This window comes from Dermacoccus sp. PE3 (assembly GCF_001021715.1).
Classification (GTDB): domain Bacteria; phylum Actinomycetota; class Actinomycetes; order Actinomycetales; family Dermatophilaceae; genus Dermacoccus; species Dermacoccus abyssi.
Window position 1 is genome coordinate 91,626 of the sequence record NZ_LDCM01000002.1, and the last position, 20,745, is coordinate 112,370.

Genomic DNA, 20,745 nt, shown 5'->3' on the forward strand with positions numbered 1-20,745 from the left:
CCAGGACGCAGCAGGCGTCCCGCCTCGCCGGTCGCGGCTCGTGACCCATCCCATCGACTACTGGAGTACACGCTGTGAAGAGCGCTGTCGAGACCCTCAACCCGACGCGGATCAAGCTGACCGTCGACGTGACTGCCGAGGAGCTCAAGCCGAGCCTGGACAAGGCGTACAAGACGATCGGCGAGCAGGTTCAGATCCCCGGCTTCCGCAAGGGCAAGGTTCCCGCGAAGCTCATCGAGCAGCGCTTCGGCCGTGCAGCCGTCGTGCAGGAGGCCGTCAACGAGGCGCTCCCCGAGCTGTACACCAACGCGATCGTCGAGAACGACATCAAGCCGCTCGGTCAGCCCGAGGTCGACATCACCGACTTCCCGCTCGACGAGGGCCAGGGCCTGACGTTCACCGCTGAGGTCGACGTCCGCCCCGAGATCAAGCTCCCCGCCTTCGACACCCTCGAGGTCGAGGTCGACCCGATCGAGGTCAGCGACGCCGACCTCGAAGAGCGCATCACCGAGCTGCGTGAGCGCTTCGGCACGCTCAAGGGCGTCGAGCGCAAGGCCAAGAAGGGCGACTTCGTCTCCATCGACCTGTCCGCCACGATCGACGGCAACGAGATCGACTCCGTCTCGGGCGTCTCCTACGAGATCGGCTCGGGCACGATGCTCGAGGGCCTCGACAAGGCGCTCACCGGCCTCAAGGCCGGCGAGGAGACCACCTTCACGTCGCCGCTGGCCGGTGGCGAGCACGAGGGCCAGGACGCCGAGTGCACCGTCAAGATCGAGTCGGTCAAGGAGCGCGAGCTCCCCGAGCTCGACGACGAGTTCGCCCAGCTGGCCTCGTCCTTCGACACGCTCGACGAGCTGAAGGCCGACCTGCGCTCCGAGGTCGAGCGCACGAAGCGCTTCGAGCAGGGCGTCCAGGCCCGTGACAAGGTGCTCGACGCGCTTCTGGAGGCCATTGACATCCCCGTCCCGGACGGCGTCGTCAACGAAGAGGTGCACAACCACCTCGAGGGCGAGAACCGCCTCGACGACGACGAGCACCGCGCTGAGGTCACCGAGAGCACCCGCAAGCAGGTCGCCACGCAGCTCCTGCTCGACGAGATCGTCGAGTCCCAGGAGATCCAGGTCGGCCAGGAGGAGCTCATCGAGTACCTCATCATGTCGGCGCAGCAGTACGGCATGGACCCGAACACCTTCGCCCAGGCGCTCGACGCCCAGGGCCAGGTGCCGGCCATCATGGGTGAGGTCGCTCGCCGCAAGGCGCTCGCCACGGTCCTCGAGTCCGCCAAGGTCAAGGACACCGCGGGCAACGTCGTCGACCTCAACGAGGCCGTCGACACCGGTGACGACGAGGCCGACGCGGACGAGAAGCCCGCCGAGGAGAAGCCAGCCAAGAAGGCAGCTGCGAAGAAGAGCACGGCCAAGAAGGCCGCTGCCAAGGACGGCGACGAGAAGCCGGCCAAGAAGGCTGCCGCGAAGAAGAGCACGGCCAAGAAGGCCGCTGCCAAGGACGGCGACGAGAAGCCGGCCAAGAAGGCAGCTGCCAAGAAGAGCACGGCCAAGAAGACCGCGACGAAGAAGGCTGCCGACGACAAGTGATGTCGCCGCAGGCCTGAACGCCAGCAGGAGCGCGGCTCCGCACGCACACCCGGTGCGAGCGGAGCCGCGCCTCGTCATCGGGCCGCAGTTTTGCGTGTGCCTCGCGGGAGTCGGTCAGCGCCCGCGCTTGCGCCCAGGGCGAACACCGGCCGGGACGGGGACGAAAGTCGCGGGCCCGCGCGTTAGGGTCAGTGAAGAGTTCAAGCATGGTGTCACCCGCGTGCCGGGTGGCAGATTCGGATGGAGTGATCCCTTGACGACAGCCAAGTCCTCGGACGTGGTCATGGCGAGCCAGCAGATGGCTGCCGGTCTCGACGACCAGATCTACAACCGCCTCCTCAAGGAGCGCATCATCTTCCTCGGATCGGACGTGCGCGACGACAACGCGAACGCGATCTGCGCGCAGCTTCTCCTGCTGGCTGCCGAGGACCCGGAGAAGGACATCTGGCTCTACATCAACTCCCCGGGTGGTTCGGTGACGGCCGGTATGGCCATCTTCGACACGATGCAGTGGGTGCCGAACGACGTGTGCACCGTGGCCATGGGCCTCGCTGCCTCGATGGGCCAGTTCCTGCTGTCCGCCGGCGCTCAGGGCAAGCGCTACGCGACGCCGCACGCGCGCATCATGATGCACCAGCCCCTCGGTGGCATTCAGGGAACGGCGTCCGACGTCAAGACCCAGGCCGAGCAGCTGCTGCACATCAAGGAGCAGATGGCCGAGCTCATCGCAGAGCACACGGGTCAGCCGGTCGAGAAGATCGAGGCCGACTCGGACCGCGACCGCTGGTTCACGGCGAACGAGGCCAAGGAGTACGGCTTCGTCGACCACGTCTTCGAGCGTTCTTCGGACGCGACGAAGTCGTCCAACTGATCGCCGCCCGCGACTACTGACGGAGTAATTCAATGAACTACACGAACCCGACGGGCGCTCACGGCGGCGTGACGGCGCCGATGCCCACGAGCCGCTACATCCTGCCGCAGTTCGAGGAGCGCACCTCCTACGGCACGAAGCGCCTCGACCCGTACACGAAGCTGTTCGAGGACCGCATTATCTTCCTCGGCGTCCAGGTCGACGACGCGTCGGCCGACGACATCATTGCGCAGCTCATCGTCCTGGAATCGCAGGACCCGGACCGCGACATCCTCATGTACATCAACTCGCCCGGTGGCTCGTTCACGGCCCTCACGGCGATCTACGACACGATGCAGTACATTCGCCCGGACGTGCAGACGTTCGTGCTCGGCCAGGCCGCTTCGGCCGCCGCTGTGCTGCTGGGTGCCGGTGCGCCGGGCAAGCGTTTCGCGCTGCCGAACGCTCGCGTTCTCATCCACCAGCCGGCCATGGAGGGCTCGGGTGGCCAGGCCTCCGACGTCGAGATCCAGGCCAACGAGATCATGCGTATGCGTGACTGGCTGGAGGAGACGCTGGCGAAGCACTCCGGTCGCAGCCTCGAGCAGGTGCGAGCCGACATCGACCGCGACAAGATCCTCACGGCCGAGATGGCCAAGGAGTACGGTCTCGTCGACGAGGTGCTGCAGAGCCGCAAGGCCTCGCTCGAGCAGTGATGCCTCGCGCTGTGAACGCGACGTGACGACACGAACGCGCCGGTGCCCTTCGGGGGTGCCGGCGCGTTCGCGTAGGTGACGCGGGCTTTCCGCCGGTGGCGAACAGGCTCGCGTCGAGCCGCCACGCGCGGTTCAATGATGGGGGAGACGTGCGCGGTGAACTACCGTCGTACGGTGCACTTCACGGGGCGATCCCCGTGTTGTCTAGGTAGGACGACGAAGGGAACGACCGGTGGCACGAGTGGGCGAGAGCAGCGATCTGCTCAAGTGTTCGTTCTGTGGCAAGAGCCAGAAGACGGTCAAGAAGCTGATTGCCGGCCCCGGCGTCTACATCTGTGACGAGTGCATCGACCTGTGCAACGAGATCATCGAGGAAGAGCTGACCGACTCGGTCGATCTCGGCCTCGAGAAGCTGCCGAAGCCGCGCGAGATCTTCGACTTCCTGCGCGAGTACGTCATCGGCCAGGACGCCGCCAAGCGCGCCCTCGCCGTCGCGGTCTACAACCACTACAAGCGCGTCCAGGCGTCCGACTCGACGTCGAAGGACCCGGTGGAGATCGCCAAGTCCAACATCCTGCTCATCGGCCCCACCGGCTGCGGCAAGACCTACCTCGCCCAGACGATGGCCAAGATGCTCAACGTCCCGTTCGCCATCGCGGACGCCACGGCGCTGACGGAGGCCGGCTACGTCGGTGAGGACGTCGAGAACATCCTGCTCAAGCTACTGCAGGCCTCCGATTTCGACACGAAGAAGGCCGAGACCGGCATCATCTACATCGACGAGATCGACAAGGTGGCCCGCAAGAGCGAGAACCCGTCGATCACGCGCGACGTCTCCGGTGAGGGCGTGCAGCAGGCGCTGCTCAAGATCCTCGAGGGCACGGCCGCCTCGGTGCCGCCCCAGGGTGGGCGCAAGCACCCGCACCAGGAGTTCATCCAGATCGACACGACGAACGTGCTGTTCATCGTCGGTGGTGCGTTCGCGGGCCTCGAGAAGATCATCGAGGACCGCAACGGCAAGAAGGGCCTCGGCTTCGGCTCGCAGCTGCACACGCCCGCCGGTGGCGATGCCTCGATGGCCGAGGTGCAGCCCGAGGACCTCATGAAGTTCGGCCTCATCCCCGAGTTCATCGGTCGTCTGCCCGTCATCACGACCGTCGAGCCGCTCGACCGTAAGGGCATGGTGAGCATCCTCACCGAGCCGAAGAACGCCCTCGTCAAGCAGTACAAGCGCATGTTCGAGATCGACGGTGTGAAGCTCGAGTTCACTCCCGATGCCCTGGACGCCGTCGCCGAGCAGGCGATGAGCCGCGGCACCGGCGCTCGCGGTCTGCGCGCCATCCTCGAAGAGGTGCTCCTGCCGGTGATGTTTGACGTGCCAAGCGAGGACGACATCGACAAGGTCGTCGTCACCCGCGAGGTCGTGCTCGACCGCGTCGACCCGACGATCGTGCGTCGCCGCGCCGCCTGATTCACGCGCTCGCCGTCACGCCTGAGTGCGAGAACGAACGAAGCGGCCCTGACCTTGTGAAAGGTCAGGGCCGCTTCGTCGTGTCACTGCGTCACTTCTGCTTCGGCGGGGGAGGCGTGAGCTCTGCGTCGCGCACGACGAGCGTTGCGCCCTCGGTCTCCTCGACCGCCGTCGTCATACCGGTGATGCGACCTGCAGCGCGCAGATCGGCCTCACCCTTCTCGGCGGCTGCGAGAGCGTCAGCCGGGCCCGCGAGCGTCATCGACGTGACCTCGGCACGCATGCCGAGCTTCGCGTCCGACTTGGCGCGGCGCACACCCGCGAGAGCCTGCGAGACCGCCGTGAGAACCTTCGGGTCGGCGTCGGCCGGGAGCGTCGAGCCTGTGACCGACGGCCACGGCGCGCGGTGGATCGAGTCCGCGTGCGTCCACGACCACACTTCCTCCGTGGCGTACGGCAACACCGGCGCGAAGAGGCGCAGCAGCACGTCGAGAGCGATGCGGACCGCAGCCTGGGCCGAAGCGGCCTCGGCGTCGCTGAACTTACCGTCACGGTTGTTGGCGCGCTCCTTGACGAGCTCGATGTAGTCGTCACAGAACGTCCAGAAGAACGTCTCGGTCAGCTCGAGGGAGCGGGTGTAATCCCAGGCCTCGAAGCCCTTCGTGGCGCGTTCGACGACGTCGTGCAGCGTGGCCAGCATCGACGTGTCGAGCGGCTGCGTCACGAGCGCGAGCAGGTCACCGTCGGCGGCGCTCGGCTCCGGCGTCAGGTACGCGAACTTCGAGGCGTTGAGGATCTTCATCGCGAGGCGACGGCCGACCTTCATCTGACCCGTGTCGTACGCGGCGTCGGTGCCGAGGCGCCCGGAGGCGGCCCAGTAGCGCACGGCGTCGGCGCCGAACTCCTTGACGACGTCCTCGGGCGTCTGCGCGTTGCCCTTCGACTTCGACATCTTCTTGCGGTCCGGGTCGAGGATCCAGCCGGAGATGGCCGTGTTCGTCCACGGCACCGAGCCGTTCTCGTGGTGCGCGCGCACCGCCGTCGCGAACAGCCAGGTACGGATGATGTCGTGGCCCTGCGGGCGCATGTCCATCGGGAAGATCTTGGCGAACAGCTCGGCGTCGCTGCCGTGGTCGCTGCCGTCGGCGATCGGCCAGCCGGTGGCGATCTGCGGCGACAGCGACGACGTCGCCCAGGTGTCCATGACATCCGGGTCGGCGACGAAGCCGCCCGCCTGACCGCGCTGGGACTCGTCGTAGCCCTTCGGCGCCTGACCCTGCGGGTCGATCGGCAGGTCGGCCTCGTCGGGCACGATCGGGTTGTCGTAGTCGGTCTCGCCCTGCGCGTCGACCGGGTACCAGATCGGGAACGGCACGCCGAAGAAGCGCTGGCGCGAGATGAGCCAGTCGCCGTGCAGGCCCTCGATCCAGTTCGTGTAGCGGCTCTGCATGAAGCCCGGGTGCCAGGTCATCTCATTGCCGCGTTCCACGAGGGCAGCGCGCAGGTCGGCGTCGCGGCCACCGTTCTTGATGTACCACTGGCGGCTCGTGACGATCTCGAGGGGCTTGTCGCCCTTCTCGAAGAAGTTGGCCTTGCGCTGGGTCTTCTTTGGCTCACCGTCGAGGTCGCCGGAGGCGATGAGCGCCTTGACGACGTTCTCGCGTGCCGTGAACGTCGTCTTCGTCGCGAGCTCCTCGGCGAAGAGCTGCTCGCCGGGACCGCCCGCGATCCACTCCGGGGTCTCGGCGGTGATGCGGCCGCTGCGGGTGATGATCGAGCGGGTCGGCAGCTGCAGTTCGCGCCACCACTGCACGTCGGTGAGATCACCGAAGGTGCAGCACATCGCGATGCCGGCACCCTTGTCCATCTCCGCCATCGGGTGCGAGAGGACCGGGATCTCGACGCCGAACAGCGGGCTCGTGACCGTGGTGCCGAACAGCGGCTGGTAGCGCTCGTCGTCCGGGTGCGCGATGAGCGCGACGACGGCGGGCAGCAACTCGGGGCGCGTCGTCTCGATGTAGACGCGGCCGTCGTCTGCGGCGTCGCTGTGGAACGCGACGCGGTGGTAGGCCCCCGGGTAGTCGCGCGCCTCGAGCTCGGCCTGGGCCACGGCCGTCTGGAACGTCACGTCCCACAGACCGGGAGCCTCTTGCTGGTAGGCCTCGCCGCGCGAAAGGTTGCGCAGGAAGGCCTGCTGGGCGACGGCGCGGGAGCGCTCGTCGATCGTGCGGTAGGAGACGTTCCAGTCGACGCTGATGCCCAGGCGACGGAAGAGGGCCTCGAAGGTTTCCTCGTCCTTGACCGTGAGCACGTCACACAGTTCGATGAAGTTCTGACGCCCGATGGGCTGCTGGTCGGCGGCCTTGACGCTCTTGCCCTCGGCGCCCTCGAGCGGCGGCGTGTAGTTCGGGATGTACGCCTTGGTCGCGTCACCGCGCACGCCGTAGTAGTTCTGCACGCGACGCTCGGTGGGCAGGCCGTTGTCGTCCCAGCCGATCGGGTAGAAGACCTCGCGGCCCTGCATGCGCTGGTAGCGCGCCATGCAGTCGGTGTGGGTGTAGCTGAACACGTGACCCACGTGCAGTGAACCGGACGCCGTCGGCGGGGGCGTGTCGATGGCGAAAACCTGCTCGCGCGGCAGGTCGAGGGCGCGCTCGCGGTCGAAGGTGTACGTGCCGTTCTGCTTCCATACCGCGCCCCACGTGTCTTCGAGTCCGTCGACGGTGGGCTTGTCCGGCATGGGACGAGCGGTGGGCGTGGAGTCAGCAGTCATGGGGCCATGTTTTCATGCCCTTTCACCTCGATGCGACAACGCCCGCGCCGTCCGCCTAGTCTTAGAAGGAATGGGCGTGCCCCGCGACAGCACGGGCGCGCGACGATGAGGCGTTCGCGCAGTGGCTGCGAGTCGGTGCGTGAACCCGAGAAGGAGTAAGTCCGATGAACTTTGACTCGCGTGGGTCCTTCGCGCTGGAGCCGTTCGTCTCGCGGTACGCCCCCACCCAGGTGACGCCGGTCGGGGAGGGCTTCCTCGAGTACGCGCAGGGCAAGCTGCCCTCGTCGCTCGTCGAGCTGTACCGCCGCCACGGCCTCGGCTGGTACGGCCAGCAGGAACTGTTGCTCGTCGACCCGAGCCGGTGGATGCCGGTGCTCGTCGAGTGGTTCGGCGCCGACGTGTCGAGCATTCCGTTCGCCGTGACGAGCTTCGGGCACGTGTACCACGTGGCTCCGTCGGGCCAGGTCGAGTGCCTCGACCCGCACTTCCTCACGAACATGGTGGTCGCCGGTTCTGTCGAGGAGTTCTTCACCGAGCACCTGCTCTCGCAGAGCTCACACCTTTCCGACCTGCGAGGCCCGCACCAGGGTGCGCGATCGAAGCTCGGCCCGCTGGGCGACGGCGAGCTGTACTACTTCACGCCGATGCTGCCGCTCGGCGGCTCCGTCAGCCCCGAGTCGCTGACGAAGGGCGACGGCGTGCAGCACGCGCTGCTGACCCACCGCATGGTCCGCGAGCAGCGCGGGCGCTGAGGCGCCTGCCGTACAGCAAGGGCCGGGTGCCAGTTCGAACTGGAACCCGGCCCTTGCTGTACGGGGTCGGTGAGGTCAGCGCTTGGCGGACCGTCGAGCAGCGACGGCGCCCGCTGCAGCTGCCGCTGCGACACCGGACAGGATCGTCAAGCCGGAGTTGCCCTTGTCACCACCCACGTGATCGGTTTGAACAATCGGGCCCGCAGCGCTGGCGGTCGAGTTCGACGGGGGCGGCGTCGACGTCGCGGGGGCCTCGCTTGCCGGGGTCGGGGCTGTCGTCGACGTTGCGGGAGCGGGAGCTGGCGTGGACGGGGCACGCTTGACGTATCCGTCGGGCAGGCCCCGGTCGCAGGCGACGCCATCGCGGTCGCGATCGAGTCCGAGGCGGTAGCCGGGCTCACTGGCCGAGATGGGGGCGGCGCGCGCTGCGATGGCCGCCGCGCAGTCCTTGTAGTAGACGCCGGGGACCGCCTGTGCTGGAGCGGCGACGCCTACGAGCACTGTCGCGCCTGCGCCGAGGACGGCAAGAGTGGAAAGTCGAGCCTTCATGGGGGCTCCTTCGAGAGAGAAGTGTGAATCAGGTCACATCAGACTAGTTGCGGACGGGGCGGGGGGAGCTGTTTTCGCAGAACATGTACGCCCCGCTGTGGGTGGACGCGGTTCCGCCTCCATCGCTTGAGCGACGAGACGGATTCGGTGCCAGAGCTACGTGCCGCATGCGTTGCCGACGAGGGGCGGTGCGACGGCACGAGGCGGGGCTGAACGTTGAGGAATCTGCCCGATTTCGGGCAAATAGTTGGTCTTCGTTCGCCTTGGCCGCACTCTTGAGACGTGCCCGATGAGGAACTCGTACAGCGCATCGCGGTGAGCACCGGCTTGCCGACGAACGAGGCAGCGCGCGTCATCGACGACGTACTCGCCTTCTACGACGAACCGGTCGAGGAATACGTGCGTCGTCGGCACGCGCATCTTCAGCTCTACGGCACCCGCAACGCAGAGGCGTTTCGCGTCATCGCGGACGAACTGCGAACCCGACCCGTCAAGGCTCCGCAGCTGAGCGAGCGGCAACTGCGCCGCATCGTCTACGGCTGAGCCCCTCGCAAAGGAATACGAAATGTGTGGAATCGTCGGCTACGTGGGCAGGAAGGCCGCCGCCCCGTCCCTCATCGAGGGGCTTACCCGTCTCGAATACCGCGGCTACGACTCGGCAGGCGTCGCGGTTCTCGGACCGAAGGGCACGACACGCGTACGGACCGTTGGTCGTGTGCGCGCGCTCGAAGCCGCGCTGCCCAAGCGCCTCTCGGGCAGGATCGGCATCGGACACACCCGTTGGGCCACCCACGGACCGGCTGAGGAGCGAAACGCCCACCCGCACTCGAGCGCGGACGGCCGTATCAGCGTCGTCCACAACGGCATCATCGACAACGCCGCCAATCTGCGCTCCGCCCTCGAAGCAGAGGGCGTGCGCCTGAGCAGCGACACCGACACCGAAGCCGTCGCGCACCTCATCGCCCGCGCCGAGGCCGAAACCCTCGAAGATGCAGTTCTGGACGCCCTCGGGAGGCTGAGCGGCACCTACGCGCTGGCCGTACTGGACGAGCGTCATCCCGATCGCATCGTGGTCGCTCGCAGTGGCTCGCCACTCATCGTGGGGGTGGGCGAGAAGGAGATGTTCGTCGCCAGCGACGTCGCGGCGCTCGTACAGCACACGAATCGTGTCGTCCACCTCGACGACGGAGAGTTGGCGACCGTCACCGCCGACGGATTCGTCACGTTCGACCGTGATTCGAACGAGACCGGGCGCGTTCCGGTGGAGATCAGCGTGGCGGCCGAGGATCTGGAGCTGTCCGGTCACGAGCACTACATGCTCAAGGAGTTGTGCGAGCAGCCTGAAGCTGCGGCGACCTGTCTGCGCGGACGCCTCGACGAGCGATTCGCCACTGCTCGCCTCGACGGTCTTGCGCTCGACGCCCGCGAACTTCGCTCGTTCCGACGGGTCAAGATCCTCGGCTGTGGTTCGGCGTACTACGTCGGTCAAGTGGGGGCTCAGCTGATCGAGGACCTGGCACGCATCCCTGCGGACGCCGAGGCTGCGTCCGAGTTCCGCTACCGCCGCCCCATCATCGAGTCGGACACTCTTTACGTCGTCGTGTCGCAGAGTGGTGAGACCGCCGACACTGCGTTCGCCGTCAACGAGATCAAGCGCAAGGGCGGGCGCGTCATCGGGCTCGTCAACGTCGTCGGTTCGAGCATCGCGCGCGAAGTCGATGGGGGCGTCTACCTGCACGCCGGCCCCGAGATCGCCGTGGCCTCGACCAAGGCGCTGACGAACATGGCGTTGTCATTCGCCATGCTCGCGTTGCACCTCGGTCGTCTGCACGACCTCTCCTTCGCGGACGGCAAGCGGATCATCGCCGGTCTTGAGCGGATTCCTGCGCAGATCCAGGACATCATCGATGCCTCCGACGGTTTCGCGCCCATCGTGGGCAAGCTCGCCCAGTCGACGAGCGCCTTCTACATCGGCCGTGTGCGCGGCTTCCCGGTCGCTCGCGAAGGCGCCCAGAAGCTCAAGGAGATCAGCTATGTGCACGCCGAGGCGTATCAGACCAGCGAGCTGAAGCACGGCCCGCTCGCCCTCATCAACCCCGACATGCCCACGGTGGCGATCGTGCCGGACGATGAACTCACGCAGCGAAACATCGCTGCGTGTGAGCAGGTCCTGGCCCGCAAGGGTCCGCTCGTAGCGATCACGCATCCGGGTGTCGACCTCGCCCACCTCGGCGTGGACACCGTCGTCGTGCCCAAGAACGAACCGGAGCTGGATCCGATTCTTCTCACCATTCCGACCCAGATCCTGGCCTACCGTGCGGCCGTGGCGCTGGGCCACGATGTCGACAAGCCGCGAAACCTGGCGAAGTCGGTCACCGTCGAGTGATTCGAGCGGACGCTGGTCGTTGGCCGGAGTGCTGCTCGTGGTGTCCTCGGAAGTGTCCTACCGCGAACGCTTCACGTCACGAGCGGTTGGACGCAGCCGGGCCGGGGCGGACCGAGACCATGTCGAAGTTGGCGTCGGGCGTCGCGGTGAGTGCGGCGCGAACGGCGCTCGCGACCGACTCCGGGCGCAGGTAGTTCTCCGCGTCGTACTCGCGGCCCTCGAACTCGTTGAGTTCGACCTGCATGTCCGTCGCCACGCGGCCCGGGTGCACCGACGAAACGCGGATGCCGGCGGGGCGCAACTCCTCCCGCATCGCGTCCGTCAAGGCGCGGGCCGCGAACTTCGAGGCCGAGTAGACGCCGCCCGGCCCGTTCGCGGTCAGGCCCGAACCCGAGTTGATGACGACGACCGTGCCGGGCGCCGCCTCGAGTGCGGGCAGGAGCAGGCGCGTGAGGTCGGCGACGGCAAAGACGTTGACCTCGAAGGTGCGTCGCCAGTCGTCTCTGGTCAGATCCCGGAAGGCTCCGCTGCCCAGCAGGCCCGCTGAGTGAACGAGCCCGTCGAGACGTTCGAGGCCGAGTTCGTCGACGGCCCGTTCCACGGCGCTCGCGTCCGTGAGGTCGGCCGTGAAAGGGCGCGCCGACGGATAGCGGTTGCATACGGCCGCGACCGCATCGGCGTTCGTGCCCCCGACGACGAGATCGTGGTCGTCGGCGAGCGCGTCGCAGACGGCGGCTCCGATGCCGCGGGTGGCTCCGGTGACGAGGACGACGGGTCGAGTCATGCCTCCACCGTATCGCCGTGCGCGATCCCGGGGATTCTGTAGACATTCCGCGTCGTATATGACGCCGAACGTCTACAGAATCCCCTTTGAGGGCGCCTGTCGCCGGTTTCTCTGACAACGCTCACCCCGGTAGCATGGCGCCAACGACGTTCGAGCCGTCATCAGCGGCGAGTCCCCGGAAGAACAGCCCCCTCGGGCCCAGTAGAACCGGGCGGGAGTGGCCCGTCACAGCCGGCATGAAGCGGTCATGTCGCTCCCCGTGCACGCGGGTTCGAGATGGCAAGCAAGGTGGTACCGCGGCCACCGGCACACGCCGGAGGGTCGTCCTTGTTCCCCGATGTGACCGCAAAGGATGCCGCCATGACCTATCCCAAGGTCGACCTCACCCAGCCCGCGAACGATGCCGGCCACACCGGCGAGGCCTTTGGCATCAAGGGCGTGCCGAGCTCGCCCAACTTCCCCGACATCGAGAAGTCGGTGCTCTCCTTCTGGGAGGCCGACGACACGTTCCGCGCCTCCGTCGAGCAGCGTGACGCCGGCGAGAACGGCGAGAACGAGTTCGTCTTCTACGACGGCCCGCCCTTCGCCAACGGTCTGCCGCACTACGGCCACCTCCTCACGAGCTACGTCAAAGACCTCGTGCCGCGCTACATGACGATGCGCGGAAAGAAGGTCGACCGCGTCTTCGGTTGGGACACCCACGGCCTTCCCGCGGAGCTCGAAGCGATGCGTCAGCTCGGTCTGAAGACCAAGGACGAGATCGTCGAGATGGGCATCGAGCAGTTCAACGACGCCGCCAAGGCGAGCGTCATGAAGTACGCCGACGAATGGGTCGACTACGTGGGCCGCATGGGCCGGTGGGTCGACTTCGACCGCGGCTACCGCACGTACAACGCCGGCTACATGGAGTCGGTCATCTGGGCGTTCAAGTCGCTCTTCGACAAGGGCCTCATCTACGAGGGCCTTCGCGTGCTGCCGTACTGCTGGAACGACGAGACGCCGCTGTCCAACCACGAACTGCGCATGGACGAGGACGTCTACCAGAACCGTCAGGATCCGGCCGTGACGGTCGGCTTCACCCTGGAGACGGGCGAGAAGGCCCTCATCTGGACGACGACGCCCTGGACGCTTCCGAGCAACCTGGCCGTCTCCGTCGGCCCCGACATCGACTACGTCGTCGTGGAGGCTGACGCCCCGACCGGCAGCGACGAGAAGTACGTCATCGCCGAGGCGCGGCTCGCGGCCTACAGCAAGGACCTGTTCGGCGAGAAGCTCGACGCCGACGCGCTTGCCGCGAAGGTCGTGCGTCGCATGAAGGGCTCCGAGCTCGTCGGCCTCACCTACACCGCGCCGTTCACGTACTTCCTCGACGACGAGCGCGTCGTGGGCAAGGCGTGGCGCATCCTGTCGGCCGACTACGTCACGACCGATGACGGTACGGGTCTCGTCCACATGGCCCCCGCCTTCGGTGAGGAAGACAAGGTCGCAACGGACGCCGCGGGCATCCCGCCGGTCGTCCCCGTCGGCCCCGATGGTCGCTTCACCTACCCGGTGAGCGACTACGAAGGCATGCAGGTCTTCGACGCGAACCCGCACATCATCGACCACCTCAAGGCAGCGACGAAGGGTGCCTCGGACGGGGCCGCCACGGGCCACGTCAGCGACGGCACGGTTCTCGTGCGCCGCGAGAGCTACGACCACTCCTACCCGCACTGCTGGCGTTGCCGCCAGCCACTCATCTACATGGCGGTGAGCTCCTGGTTCGTCGAGGTGACGAAGATCAAGGAGCGCATGCTCGCGCACAACGACGAGATCACGTGGGTTCCCGGCAACGTCAAGCACGGCCAGTTCGGTAAGTGGCTCGAGAACGCGCGCGACTGGTCGATCACCCGTAACCGCTTCTGGGGCAGTCCCGTTCCGGTGTGGAAGTCGGACAACCCCGCCTACCCGCGCATCGACGTCTACGGTTCGTTCGCCGACCTCGAGCGCGACTTCGGCACGCTGCCCAAGAACGCGGCAGGCGAGCCCGACCTGCACCGTCCGTTCATCGACGAGCTCACGCGTCCGAACCCGGACGACCCGACGGGCAACTCGACGATGCGCCGCGTCAGCGACGTGCTCGACGTCTGGTTCGACTCGGGTTCGATGAGCTACGCCCAGGTGCACTACCCGATGGAGAACGAGGCCTGGTTCGAGAACCATTTCCCGGCCGACTTCATCGTCGAGTACATCGGCCAGACGCGCGGCTGGTTCTACACGCTGCACATCCTCGCCACGGCGCTGTTCGACAAGCCGGCGTTCAGCTCCGTCATCTGCCACGGCATCGTGCTCGGCAGCGACGGGCAGAAGATGAGCAAGTCGCTGCGCAACTACCCGGACGTCTCGGAGGTCTTCGACCGCGACGGCGCCGACGCGATGCGCTGGTTCCTCATGTCGAGCCCGATCCTGCGCGGCGGCAACCTGTCCGTCACCGAGCAGGGCATCCGCGACGGCGTGCGTCAGGTCATGATGCCGCTGTGGAACGCGTGGTCGTTCTTCGCGCTCTACGCCAACGCGGCCAACGGCGGCGAGGGATACGAGGCCAAGTGGACGACGAGCTCGACCGACGTTCTCGACCGGTACCTGCTCGCCAAGCTGCGTGACCTCGTCGAGACGATGCAGGCGCAGCTGGACGCCTACGACATCGCCGGTGCCTGCGAGAGCGTGCGTGGCTTCCTCGACGTCCTGACGAACTGGTACATCCGCCGCAGCCGCGAGCGCTTCTGGGGCACGGGCGCCTCGGCGCAGACCGGTGAGTCGCACGAGTCCCTGTCGGCCGAGGCCTTCGACACGCTCTACACGGCCCTCGAGGTCGTGACGCGCGTCGCCGCACCGCTGCTGCCCTTCGAGACGGAGCAGATCTGGCGCGGTCTCACGGGTGGCCGCTCCGTGCACCTCAGCGACTGGCCGGTCGCCGACGACCTGCCGGCGAACGACGAGCTCGTCGCCGCCATGGATCGTGCCCGTGAGGTCTGCTCGGTGACGCTCGGCCTGCGCAAGGCGGAGCGCCTGCGTGTGCGTCTGCCGCTCGCGAGCGTCACGGTGGTCGGTGAGAACCCGCACCAGCTCGAGGAGTTCGCGAGCCTCGTCTCCGACGAGGTCAACGTGCGTCACCTCGTCCTGGCCGACTCGGCCAGCGCCGACGCCGACCGCTTCGGCGTGAGCCAGCGCCTGTCGGTCAACGCTCGCGCTGCCGGCCCGCGCCTGGGCAAGAACGTCCAGCAGGCCATCAAGGGCAGCAAGTCGGGTGACTGGTCGGTCGACGCGAACGGCGTCGTCACCGCCGGCGGGCTCGAACTCGTCGAGGGCGAGTACACGCTCGACATGGCTGTCGACGCCGACAAGGCCGGCGCCAACACGGCGGCAGCGATGCTGCCGAGCGGCGGTTTCGTCGTCCTCGATACCGAAGTGAGCCCAGAGCTCGCCGCCGAGGGGCTCGCCCGTGACGTCGTGCGCGCCGTCCAGCAGGCCCGCCGCGACGCCGGACTCGACATCTCCGACCGCATCTCGCTCACCGTCACCGGTGACGACGAGGTCTGGGGCGCCACCGTCGCGCACCAGGACCTCATCATGCGCGAGACGCTCGCCGTCCAGTTCGGTTCGGCCGGTGCCGCACACCAGCTGCCCGAGGGCGTCGGTACCGAGGCCGAGGTCGGCGACAAGCAGAAGGTCCGCATCGTCGTGAAGAAGGTGGAGGGCAAGTGACGCCCACGAAGCGAAGCGGCGCTCCTGACGCCGAGGCCCGCGAGGCCGAGCACCAGGCCGCGCTGCGGCTGCGGGTGCGCGAGATCGAGGACTCGATCCTCGCGCGCACCCCGGAGAACAACCCGGAGCCCTCGCTCGAGCGCGTGCGCCGGGCGATGGAGTTGCTCGGCGACCCGCAGAAGACGTTCCCGATGATCCACCTCACGGGCACGAACGGGAAGACGACGACGACGCGCATCGTCGAGCGGGTGCTGCGCGAGCACGGCCTCAAGACAGGCCGGTTCACCTCGCCGCACCTGCACGACTTCCGTGAGCGCATCGCGCTCAACGGGGAGCCGGTCGACCCGGAGCGCTTCGTCGCGGTCTGGGAGGACGTGGAGCCATTCATCGCGATGGTCGACGCCGAATGCCTCGCCGCCGACGAGCCGACGATGACCTACTTCGAGGTCCTCGTCGTCCTCGCCTACGCCGTGTTCGCGGACGCGCCCGTCGACGTCGCCGTCGTCGAGGTCGGCCTCGGCGGCGTGTGGGACGCCACGAACGTGGCTGACGGCGTCGTCTCCGTCATCGCACCCGTGGCCATCGACCACACGCGCCTGCTCGGCGACACCCTCGAGGACATCGCGGGGGAGAAGAAGGGCATCATCAAACCGGGCGGCATCGCCGTCGTCGCCGAACAGGCCCCCGAGGTCGACGAGATCGTGCGCGAGTACTGCCTCGAGGTCGACGCCACGATGCTGCGCGAGGACGACGCCTTCGGCGTGACAGCCCGCGAACCTGCCGTCGGCGGACAGATGATCTCCGTGCGTGGCCTCGCCGCCGAGTACGCCGATCTGTTCCTGCCGCTCTTCGGCGAGCACCAGGCGCACAACACCGGGCTCGCGATCGCGGCTGTCGAGGCCTTCCTCGGCGGGGGCGAGCAGAAGATCGACGACGACGTCCTGCGCGCAGCGCTCGAAGGCGTGACGTCGCCCGGTCGTCTCGAGATCGTGCGCCGTTCACCCACGGTCGTCGTGGACGCCGCGCACAACCCGGCCGGTGCGGCCGCGTTGCGTGAGGCGCTCGCCGACTCGTTCCAGTTCAACCGCCTCGTGGGTCTCGTCGCCGTGCTCGCGGACAAGGACGCCGAGGCCATCCTCACGGCCCTCGAGCCGACGCTCGACCACGTCGTCGTCACGCGCAACACCTCGCCGCGCTCGATGGCGCCGCGGGAGCTGGGCACGCTGGCGGCCGAGCTGTACGGCGACGACCGTGTCACCGTCATCGAGAACCTGCCGGACGCGCTCGACCACGCCGCACAGCTGGCCGACGAAGAGGGCGTCGGCGGTGGTGTGCTCGCCACCGGGTCGGTCATCACGGCCGCCGAGGTGCGCATGCTCCTGGGGGTGACGAACTCGTGACCGCCGAATGGATCCGGCGCCTGCGTTTCACCGGCATCGGTGAGCGCAAGACGCGACAGCTCGCCGGCGCGACGATCGGCTGCCAGGCGTTCATCCTGTTCTTCTTCGCCCTCACGGCGTGGGGTCTGGAGAACGCCGAGCACCCCGACGGCGGCGGCAACCAGAGCCTCTACCTCTGGGGTGGCCTCGGTCTGGCTGTGCTTTGTCTGTACGCCTCCGCGTCGATGCGGAAGTCGATCGGCATCCCCCTAGGGTGGGTGCTTCAGGTGGCTACGTTGCTCACCGCGTTCATCGCACCACTGATGCTCATCGCCGGGTTGCTCTTCCTCGCGCTGTGGATCACCGCGCTCGTGCAGGGCGACAAGATGGACGAACTGACGCGCAACTTCGTTGGGAGTAATACATGAACTGGCTCGAGGCGATCGTCCTCGGCGTGGTGCAGGGGCTCACCGAGTTCCTGCCGATCTCGTCATCGGCGCACCAGCTCCTCGTCGGGCGCGTCTTCTTCGGCAACGACGGTGGTGGCGCGGCCTTCACGGCGATCAACCAGCTGGGCACCGAGGCAGCCGTCCTCGTGTACTTCTGGAAGGACATCGTCCACATCGTCAAGCAGTGGTTCGGGTCGCTGACCGGCAAGGTCGAGAAGAACGACCCGGACGCTCGCATGGGTTGGCTCGTCATCATCGGCACCATCCCGATCGCCCTGCTCGGCATCCTGTTCAAGGATGCGATCGAGGGCACGCTGCGCAACCTGTGGATCACCGCGACGATGCTGCTCGTCTTCGCGCTCGTCATCATGGTGGCCGACATCCAGTCCGACAAGCGCCTCGAGAACAAGCAGACGGAGAAGGACCTCGAGCACCTGTCGTGGGCCGACGGCCTCAAGTTCGGTCTCTTCCAGGCGCTCGCGCTCATTCCGGGTGTCTCGCGTTCGGGCGGCACGATCGCCGGTGGTCTGTTCATGGGCTACTCGCGTCCGGCGGCAACGCGCTACGCATTCCTCCTCGCCATCCCGGCCGTGCTCGCCTCGGGCGCGTTGCAGGTCGTCGAGGTCGCCTCGGCCGGTAAGGACGCCGACTCGGGCAGTTGGGGCATGATCGGTATCGCCACCATCATCGCCTTCGGTGTCGGCTACGCCGTCATCTCGTGGCTGATGAAGTACATCTCGACCCACAACTTCCGCCCGTTCGTCATCTACCGCATCGGGCTCGCGCTCGTCATCTACGTGCTGCTCGCCACCGGCGTCGTCGACGCCGCCGTGCACGCCTGACATCATCCGAAGCAAGCACTCGAAACTTCCTCTGGAGGAACCCGTCATGACCGCACAGACCGAGCGTTCGCTCGTCATCGTCAAGCCCGACGGCTACCGTCGCGGCCTCACCGGCGAGGTCCTGCGCCGCATCGAGGCGAAGGGTTACAGCCTCGCCGCGCTGCAGGTCACCGAGGCCACGCGTGAGCAGCTCGCCGAGCACTACGCCGAGCACGAGGGCAAGCCGTTCTACGAGCCGCTCGTGGAGTTCATGAGCTCCGGCCCCGTCGTCGTCGCCGTCATCGAGGGCAACGACTGCATCAAGGGCTTCCGTTCGCTCGCCGGCGCCACCAACCCGACGGAGGCCGCCCCCGGTTCGATCCGCGGCGACCTCGGCCGCGACTGGGGCCTCAAGGTGCAGCAGAACATCGTCCACGGCTCCGACTCCACGGAGTCGGCCGAGCGCGAGATCGGCATCTGGTTCCCCAACCTCTGATCGACCACGTGACGTGAAGGAGCGGCGCGCCCCGGTGGGCGCGCCGCTCTGTTTGCTTTTGATGGGTCACCCGGGGTTGACCCCGGCTTCGGCCAGGTACGCCGGGAGCCACAGCCGCTCCCACTCGGGAAACTCGTGTGCCCAGCGCACGTCACGCTCCGGCACTCGCTCGGCCAGCCGGTAGATGCCAGCCGAGCGCGTCAGGTAGCCGACGTTGACGAGTTCGCGGCGCAGGTACGCGACGTCCTCATGGACCGGTGCGAGCACAGCGCCCACCTCGGCTTCGGTGTACTCGCGATTTGGCTCGAAATGCCGCACGAGATCGAGAAGCACGGCCATGCGGGTGCTTCGTTTGGTCGGGATGGAGAGCAAGCGGCGCCCCTCGGCGTCGAAGAACGGGCGAATCGTGCGGCGCTGCTGTGCCGCCGCGCGCTCATGGGCCGTTGCGCCGGCGGTGGACGATCGGACGTCTGCGGATGCGTCGGCGCTCGCTTCGTCGTGTGGAGCGTCGTTCCTGGCGGAGTTGCGCGAAGCGTTCTCGAAGTGGCTTCGTGCGAGGGTGTAGTTCTCACCCGTCTCGCGCATCCGAGCTCGCACGAGTCGCTTGAAATCCTGGTCACGTGTCATGTCACACCTCACGGTCTGCGTCATCCCCAGCATGAACCGCAGCCGAACGTGTGCATGTGCGGTGAAGGCGTTGCTCGGCTCGAGAATCTGCTTCCCTTCACGCCGTCCGCGTGAGCTGGGGTCACGCGGTGCGCTGGGCGCGAGCCTGCGCCGACCCTCATTCTGCCCGTGGCAGGGCGAACGGCGCGAGTGGTTTTCGAGAAGACGAACGGCAGACGTGAGACCCTGAACGCGGGCGCCCGAGTTCACCTCGAGGAGGCATCGTGAGCGCATCGTGGAACGACCTGACCGAGCGAACCTTGCGTGAGATCGAGGGCGTGAACGAGCAGTTCCGCCCGACGAACTTCTGGGGGCCCGGCCTGCGTGAGCTTCTCCACGACCTGCAGGAGCGGGGCCTCGAGGAATTCAAGCGCTGGCCAACCGCGTCGTTCTGGTTCTATCCGCTCTACGGAGACGGTTATTCCCCGGCGTTGAGCGAAGAGCTCCTCGACGTGGCACGAACGAGCCGGGAGGGCGTCAACCCGGGATACTTTCGGGCCGCACTCAGCGGCAGTCGCGACGCGTGGCGCGATCACGACGTCGCGAGCGCGTGGTGGAACACCGAGCGGTGGCCGTTCGATCTGCGCTCGCACGGTGAGAGTCGCGTGGGCCGTCCGCCGCAGGCGTTCCCCGTGACGAAGGACGATTCGGCGGTCACCGTCGGACGCGCCTACAACAACTACCTTCTCGTTCTCGCCGCGCTGTCGCAGCACGTCGACGCACCGCCTTCGAGCTTTCTCGAGATCGGCGGCGGCTTCGGCGCCCTCGGCGAGATCCTGATGAGCCGCGACGAGAACGTGCGGTACGTCGATGCCGACATCCCACCCCTCCTGACCGTTGCGTCCTGGTACCTCACCGAACTGTTCGGTGATCGTGTGACGACGTACCTCGACCGGCCGGATGCCGGCCCGCTCACCGTGCCGGACAGCGGCGTCGTTCCGAACTACCGTCTGCCGGACCTCGAGGAGGATTTCGAGGTCTTCGTCAACTCCTTCTCGTTCCAGGAGATGGAGCCCGACGTCGTCGAGAACTACGTCGATCTCGTCTGCGGCAAGGGTATTCGCTATGCCGTCTCGCTCAACTCGCGCGAGGGCAAACAGCGTGCCGCCGCGCCGGGCGAGCACGGGGCCCTGGATCCGGTGACCTCCGAGCGCATCGCCACGATGTTCGCTCGTGCCGGGTTCGAGGTGGCCGGTCGCTACAACGACCCGTATGTGCGCAGCGCCGGGGAACTGCTCATCATGAAGCGGCGCGGGTGAACACCGCTGCCGCGTCGAGGTGTCGACCGCGTGGACGTGCCGCGAACGTCCA

17 protein-coding genes are annotated in these 20,745 nt (G+C 67.3%); 13 read left to right on the top strand and 4 right to left on the bottom strand.

Annotation, left to right across the window (positions count from 1 at the left end; genetic code table 11):
* The first annotated feature begins 74 nt into the window (after positions 1-74).
* The 4 genes from tig to clpX all read left to right on the top strand — a co-directional run bounded on the left by tig (position 75) and on the right by clpX (position 4,635).
* Complete coding sequence (gene tig / locus AA983_RS05955) at positions 75-1,598, top strand: trigger factor (protein ID WP_082128750.1); 1,524 nt, start codon at positions 75-77, stop codon at positions 1,596-1,598.
* A 283-nt stretch (positions 1,599-1,881) separates the two neighbouring features.
* Positions 1,882-2,469, top strand: a complete 588-nt coding sequence (locus AA983_RS05960; protein ID WP_047311658.1) for an ATP-dependent Clp protease proteolytic subunit — start codon at positions 1,882-1,884, stop codon at positions 2,467-2,469.
* A gap of 32 nt (positions 2,470-2,501) precedes the next feature.
* Positions 2,502-3,164 carry an ATP-dependent Clp protease proteolytic subunit gene (locus AA983_RS05965; RefSeq protein WP_047311361.1) on the top strand — a complete coding sequence of 221 codons (663 nt, stop codon included), beginning with the start codon at positions 2,502-2,504 and terminating at the stop codon, positions 3,162-3,164.
* A 232-nt stretch (positions 3,165-3,396) separates the two neighbouring features.
* Positions 3,397-4,635, top strand: coding sequence for an ATP-dependent Clp protease ATP-binding subunit ClpX (clpX, locus tag AA983_RS05970; RefSeq protein WP_047311362.1), 1,239 nt, complete (start codon positions 3,397-3,399; stop codon positions 4,633-4,635).
* Positions 4,636-4,726: 91 nt separating this feature from the next.
* On the opposite strand, the gene valS is transcribed toward clpX, so the two are convergent.
* Positions 4,727-7,408, bottom strand: a complete 2,682-nt coding sequence (gene valS, locus AA983_RS05975) for a valine--tRNA ligase (protein ID WP_047311363.1) — start codon at positions 7,406-7,408, stop codon at positions 4,727-4,729.
* A gap of 164 nt (positions 7,409-7,572) precedes the next feature.
* On the opposite strand from valS, the gene AA983_RS05980 reads away from it, so the two are divergent.
* Positions 7,573-8,160: a T6SS immunity protein Tdi1 domain-containing protein gene (locus tag AA983_RS05980; RefSeq protein ID WP_047311364.1), complete on the top strand. Its 588-nt coding sequence runs from the start codon at positions 7,573-7,575 to the stop codon at positions 8,158-8,160.
* Between the two features lie 75 nt (positions 8,161-8,235).
* Here the strand turns inward: AA983_RS05980 and AA983_RS15640 are convergent, their stop codons facing one another.
* Positions 8,236-8,709, bottom strand: coding sequence for an excalibur calcium-binding domain-containing protein (locus AA983_RS15640; RefSeq protein ID WP_082128751.1), 474 nt, complete (start codon positions 8,707-8,709; stop codon positions 8,236-8,238).
* A 282-nt stretch (positions 8,710-8,991) separates the two neighbouring features.
* Here AA983_RS15640 and AA983_RS05990 point away from each other — a divergent pair, with 282 nt between their 5' ends.
* Positions 8,992-9,252, top strand: coding sequence for a hypothetical protein (locus AA983_RS05990; RefSeq protein WP_047311365.1), 261 nt, complete (start codon positions 8,992-8,994; stop codon positions 9,250-9,252).
* 22 nt (positions 9,253-9,274) lie between these two features.
* Positions 9,275-11,095, top strand: coding sequence for a glutamine--fructose-6-phosphate transaminase (isomerizing) (glmS, locus tag AA983_RS05995; RefSeq protein ID WP_047311366.1), 1,821 nt, complete (start codon positions 9,275-9,277; stop codon positions 11,093-11,095).
* Between the two features lie 76 nt (positions 11,096-11,171).
* Here glmS and AA983_RS06000 read toward each other — a convergent pair whose 3' ends face one another.
* On the bottom strand, positions 11,172-11,879 hold the full coding sequence (locus tag AA983_RS06000) for an SDR family oxidoreductase (protein ID WP_047311367.1): 708 nt from the start codon (positions 11,877-11,879) through the stop codon (positions 11,172-11,174).
* A gap of 360 nt (positions 11,880-12,239) precedes the next feature.
* On the opposite strand from AA983_RS06000, the gene ileS reads away from it, so the two are divergent.
* The 5 genes from ileS to ndk are packed head-to-tail and all read left to right on the top strand — an operon-like array spanning position 12,240 to position 18,768.
* A complete protein-coding gene (gene ileS, locus AA983_RS06005; RefSeq protein ID WP_047311368.1) occupies positions 12,240-15,623 on the top strand; it encodes an isoleucine--tRNA ligase in 3,384 nt (1,127 codons plus the stop codon).
* The gene (locus tag AA983_RS06010; RefSeq protein WP_047311369.1) at positions 15,620-17,023 is read left to right on the top strand and encodes a folylpolyglutamate synthase/dihydrofolate synthase family protein; all 1,404 of its coding nucleotides are present in this window, start codon (positions 15,620-15,622) and stop codon (positions 17,021-17,023) included. Before ileS ends, AA983_RS06010 begins: the two co-directional genes overlap by 4 nt.
* Positions 17,020-17,430, top strand: a complete 411-nt coding sequence (locus AA983_RS06015) for a DUF4233 domain-containing protein (protein ID WP_052946929.1) — start codon at positions 17,020-17,022, stop codon at positions 17,428-17,430. The genes AA983_RS06010 and AA983_RS06015 overlap by 4 nt, the downstream gene beginning before the upstream one ends.
* A complete protein-coding gene (locus AA983_RS06020) occupies positions 17,427-18,293 on the top strand; it encodes an undecaprenyl-diphosphate phosphatase (RefSeq protein ID WP_047311370.1) in 867 nt (288 codons plus the stop codon). The genes AA983_RS06015 and AA983_RS06020 overlap by 4 nt, the downstream gene beginning before the upstream one ends.
* A gap of 46 nt (positions 18,294-18,339) precedes the next feature.
* Complete coding sequence (ndk, locus tag AA983_RS06025) at positions 18,340-18,768, top strand: nucleoside-diphosphate kinase (RefSeq protein WP_047311371.1); 429 nt, start codon at positions 18,340-18,342, stop codon at positions 18,766-18,768.
* A gap of 66 nt (positions 18,769-18,834) precedes the next feature.
* Here the strand turns inward: ndk and AA983_RS06030 are convergent, their stop codons facing one another.
* On the bottom strand, positions 18,835-19,395 hold the full coding sequence (locus tag AA983_RS06030; protein WP_047311661.1) for a DUF2087 domain-containing protein: 561 nt from the start codon (positions 19,393-19,395) through the stop codon (positions 18,835-18,837).
* A gap of 263 nt (positions 19,396-19,658) precedes the next feature.
* On the opposite strand from AA983_RS06030, the gene AA983_RS14725 reads away from it, so the two are divergent.
* Positions 19,659-20,693 carry a putative sugar O-methyltransferase gene (locus tag AA983_RS14725; protein WP_052946931.1) on the top strand — a complete coding sequence of 345 codons (1,035 nt, stop codon included), beginning with the start codon at positions 19,659-19,661 and terminating at the stop codon, positions 20,691-20,693.
* The last annotated feature ends 52 nt before the right edge of the window (positions 20,694-20,745 follow it).

What these genes read in the sequence shown, in the direction of transcription:
- AA983_RS05960 (WP_047311658.1), top strand. Translation starts at nt 1,882, where the DNA reads ATGGCGAGCCAGCAGATGGCTGCCGGTCTCGACGACCAGATCTACAAC.
- AA983_RS05965 (WP_047311361.1), top strand. Translation starts at nt 2,502, where the DNA reads ATGAACTACACGAACCCGACGGGCGCTCACGGCGGCGTGACGGCGCCG.
- valS (WP_047311363.1), bottom strand. Translation starts at nt 7,408, where the DNA reads ATGACTGCTGACTCCACGCCCACCGCTCGTCCCATGCCGGACAAGCCC.
- AA983_RS05980 (WP_047311364.1), top strand. Translation starts at nt 7,573, where the DNA reads ATGAACTTTGACTCGCGTGGGTCCTTCGCGCTGGAGCCGTTCGTCTCG.
- AA983_RS15640 (WP_082128751.1), bottom strand. Translation starts at nt 8,709, where the DNA reads ATGAAGGCTCGACTTTCCACTCTTGCCGTCCTCGGCGCAGGCGCGACA.
- glmS (WP_047311366.1), top strand. Translation starts at nt 9,275, where the DNA reads ATGTGTGGAATCGTCGGCTACGTGGGCAGGAAGGCCGCCGCCCCGTCC.
- AA983_RS06000 (WP_047311367.1), bottom strand. Translation starts at nt 11,879, where the DNA reads ATGACTCGACCCGTCGTCCTCGTCACCGGAGCCACCCGCGGCATCGGA.
- ileS (WP_047311368.1), top strand. Translation starts at nt 12,240, where the DNA reads ATGACCTATCCCAAGGTCGACCTCACCCAGCCCGCGAACGATGCCGGC.
- AA983_RS06020 (WP_047311370.1), top strand. Translation starts at nt 17,427, where the DNA reads ATGAACTGGCTCGAGGCGATCGTCCTCGGCGTGGTGCAGGGGCTCACC.
- ndk (WP_047311371.1), top strand. Translation starts at nt 18,340, where the DNA reads ATGACCGCACAGACCGAGCGTTCGCTCGTCATCGTCAAGCCCGACGGC.
- AA983_RS06030 (WP_047311661.1), bottom strand. Translation starts at nt 19,395, where the DNA reads ATGACACGTGACCAGGATTTCAAGCGACTCGTGCGAGCTCGGATGCGC.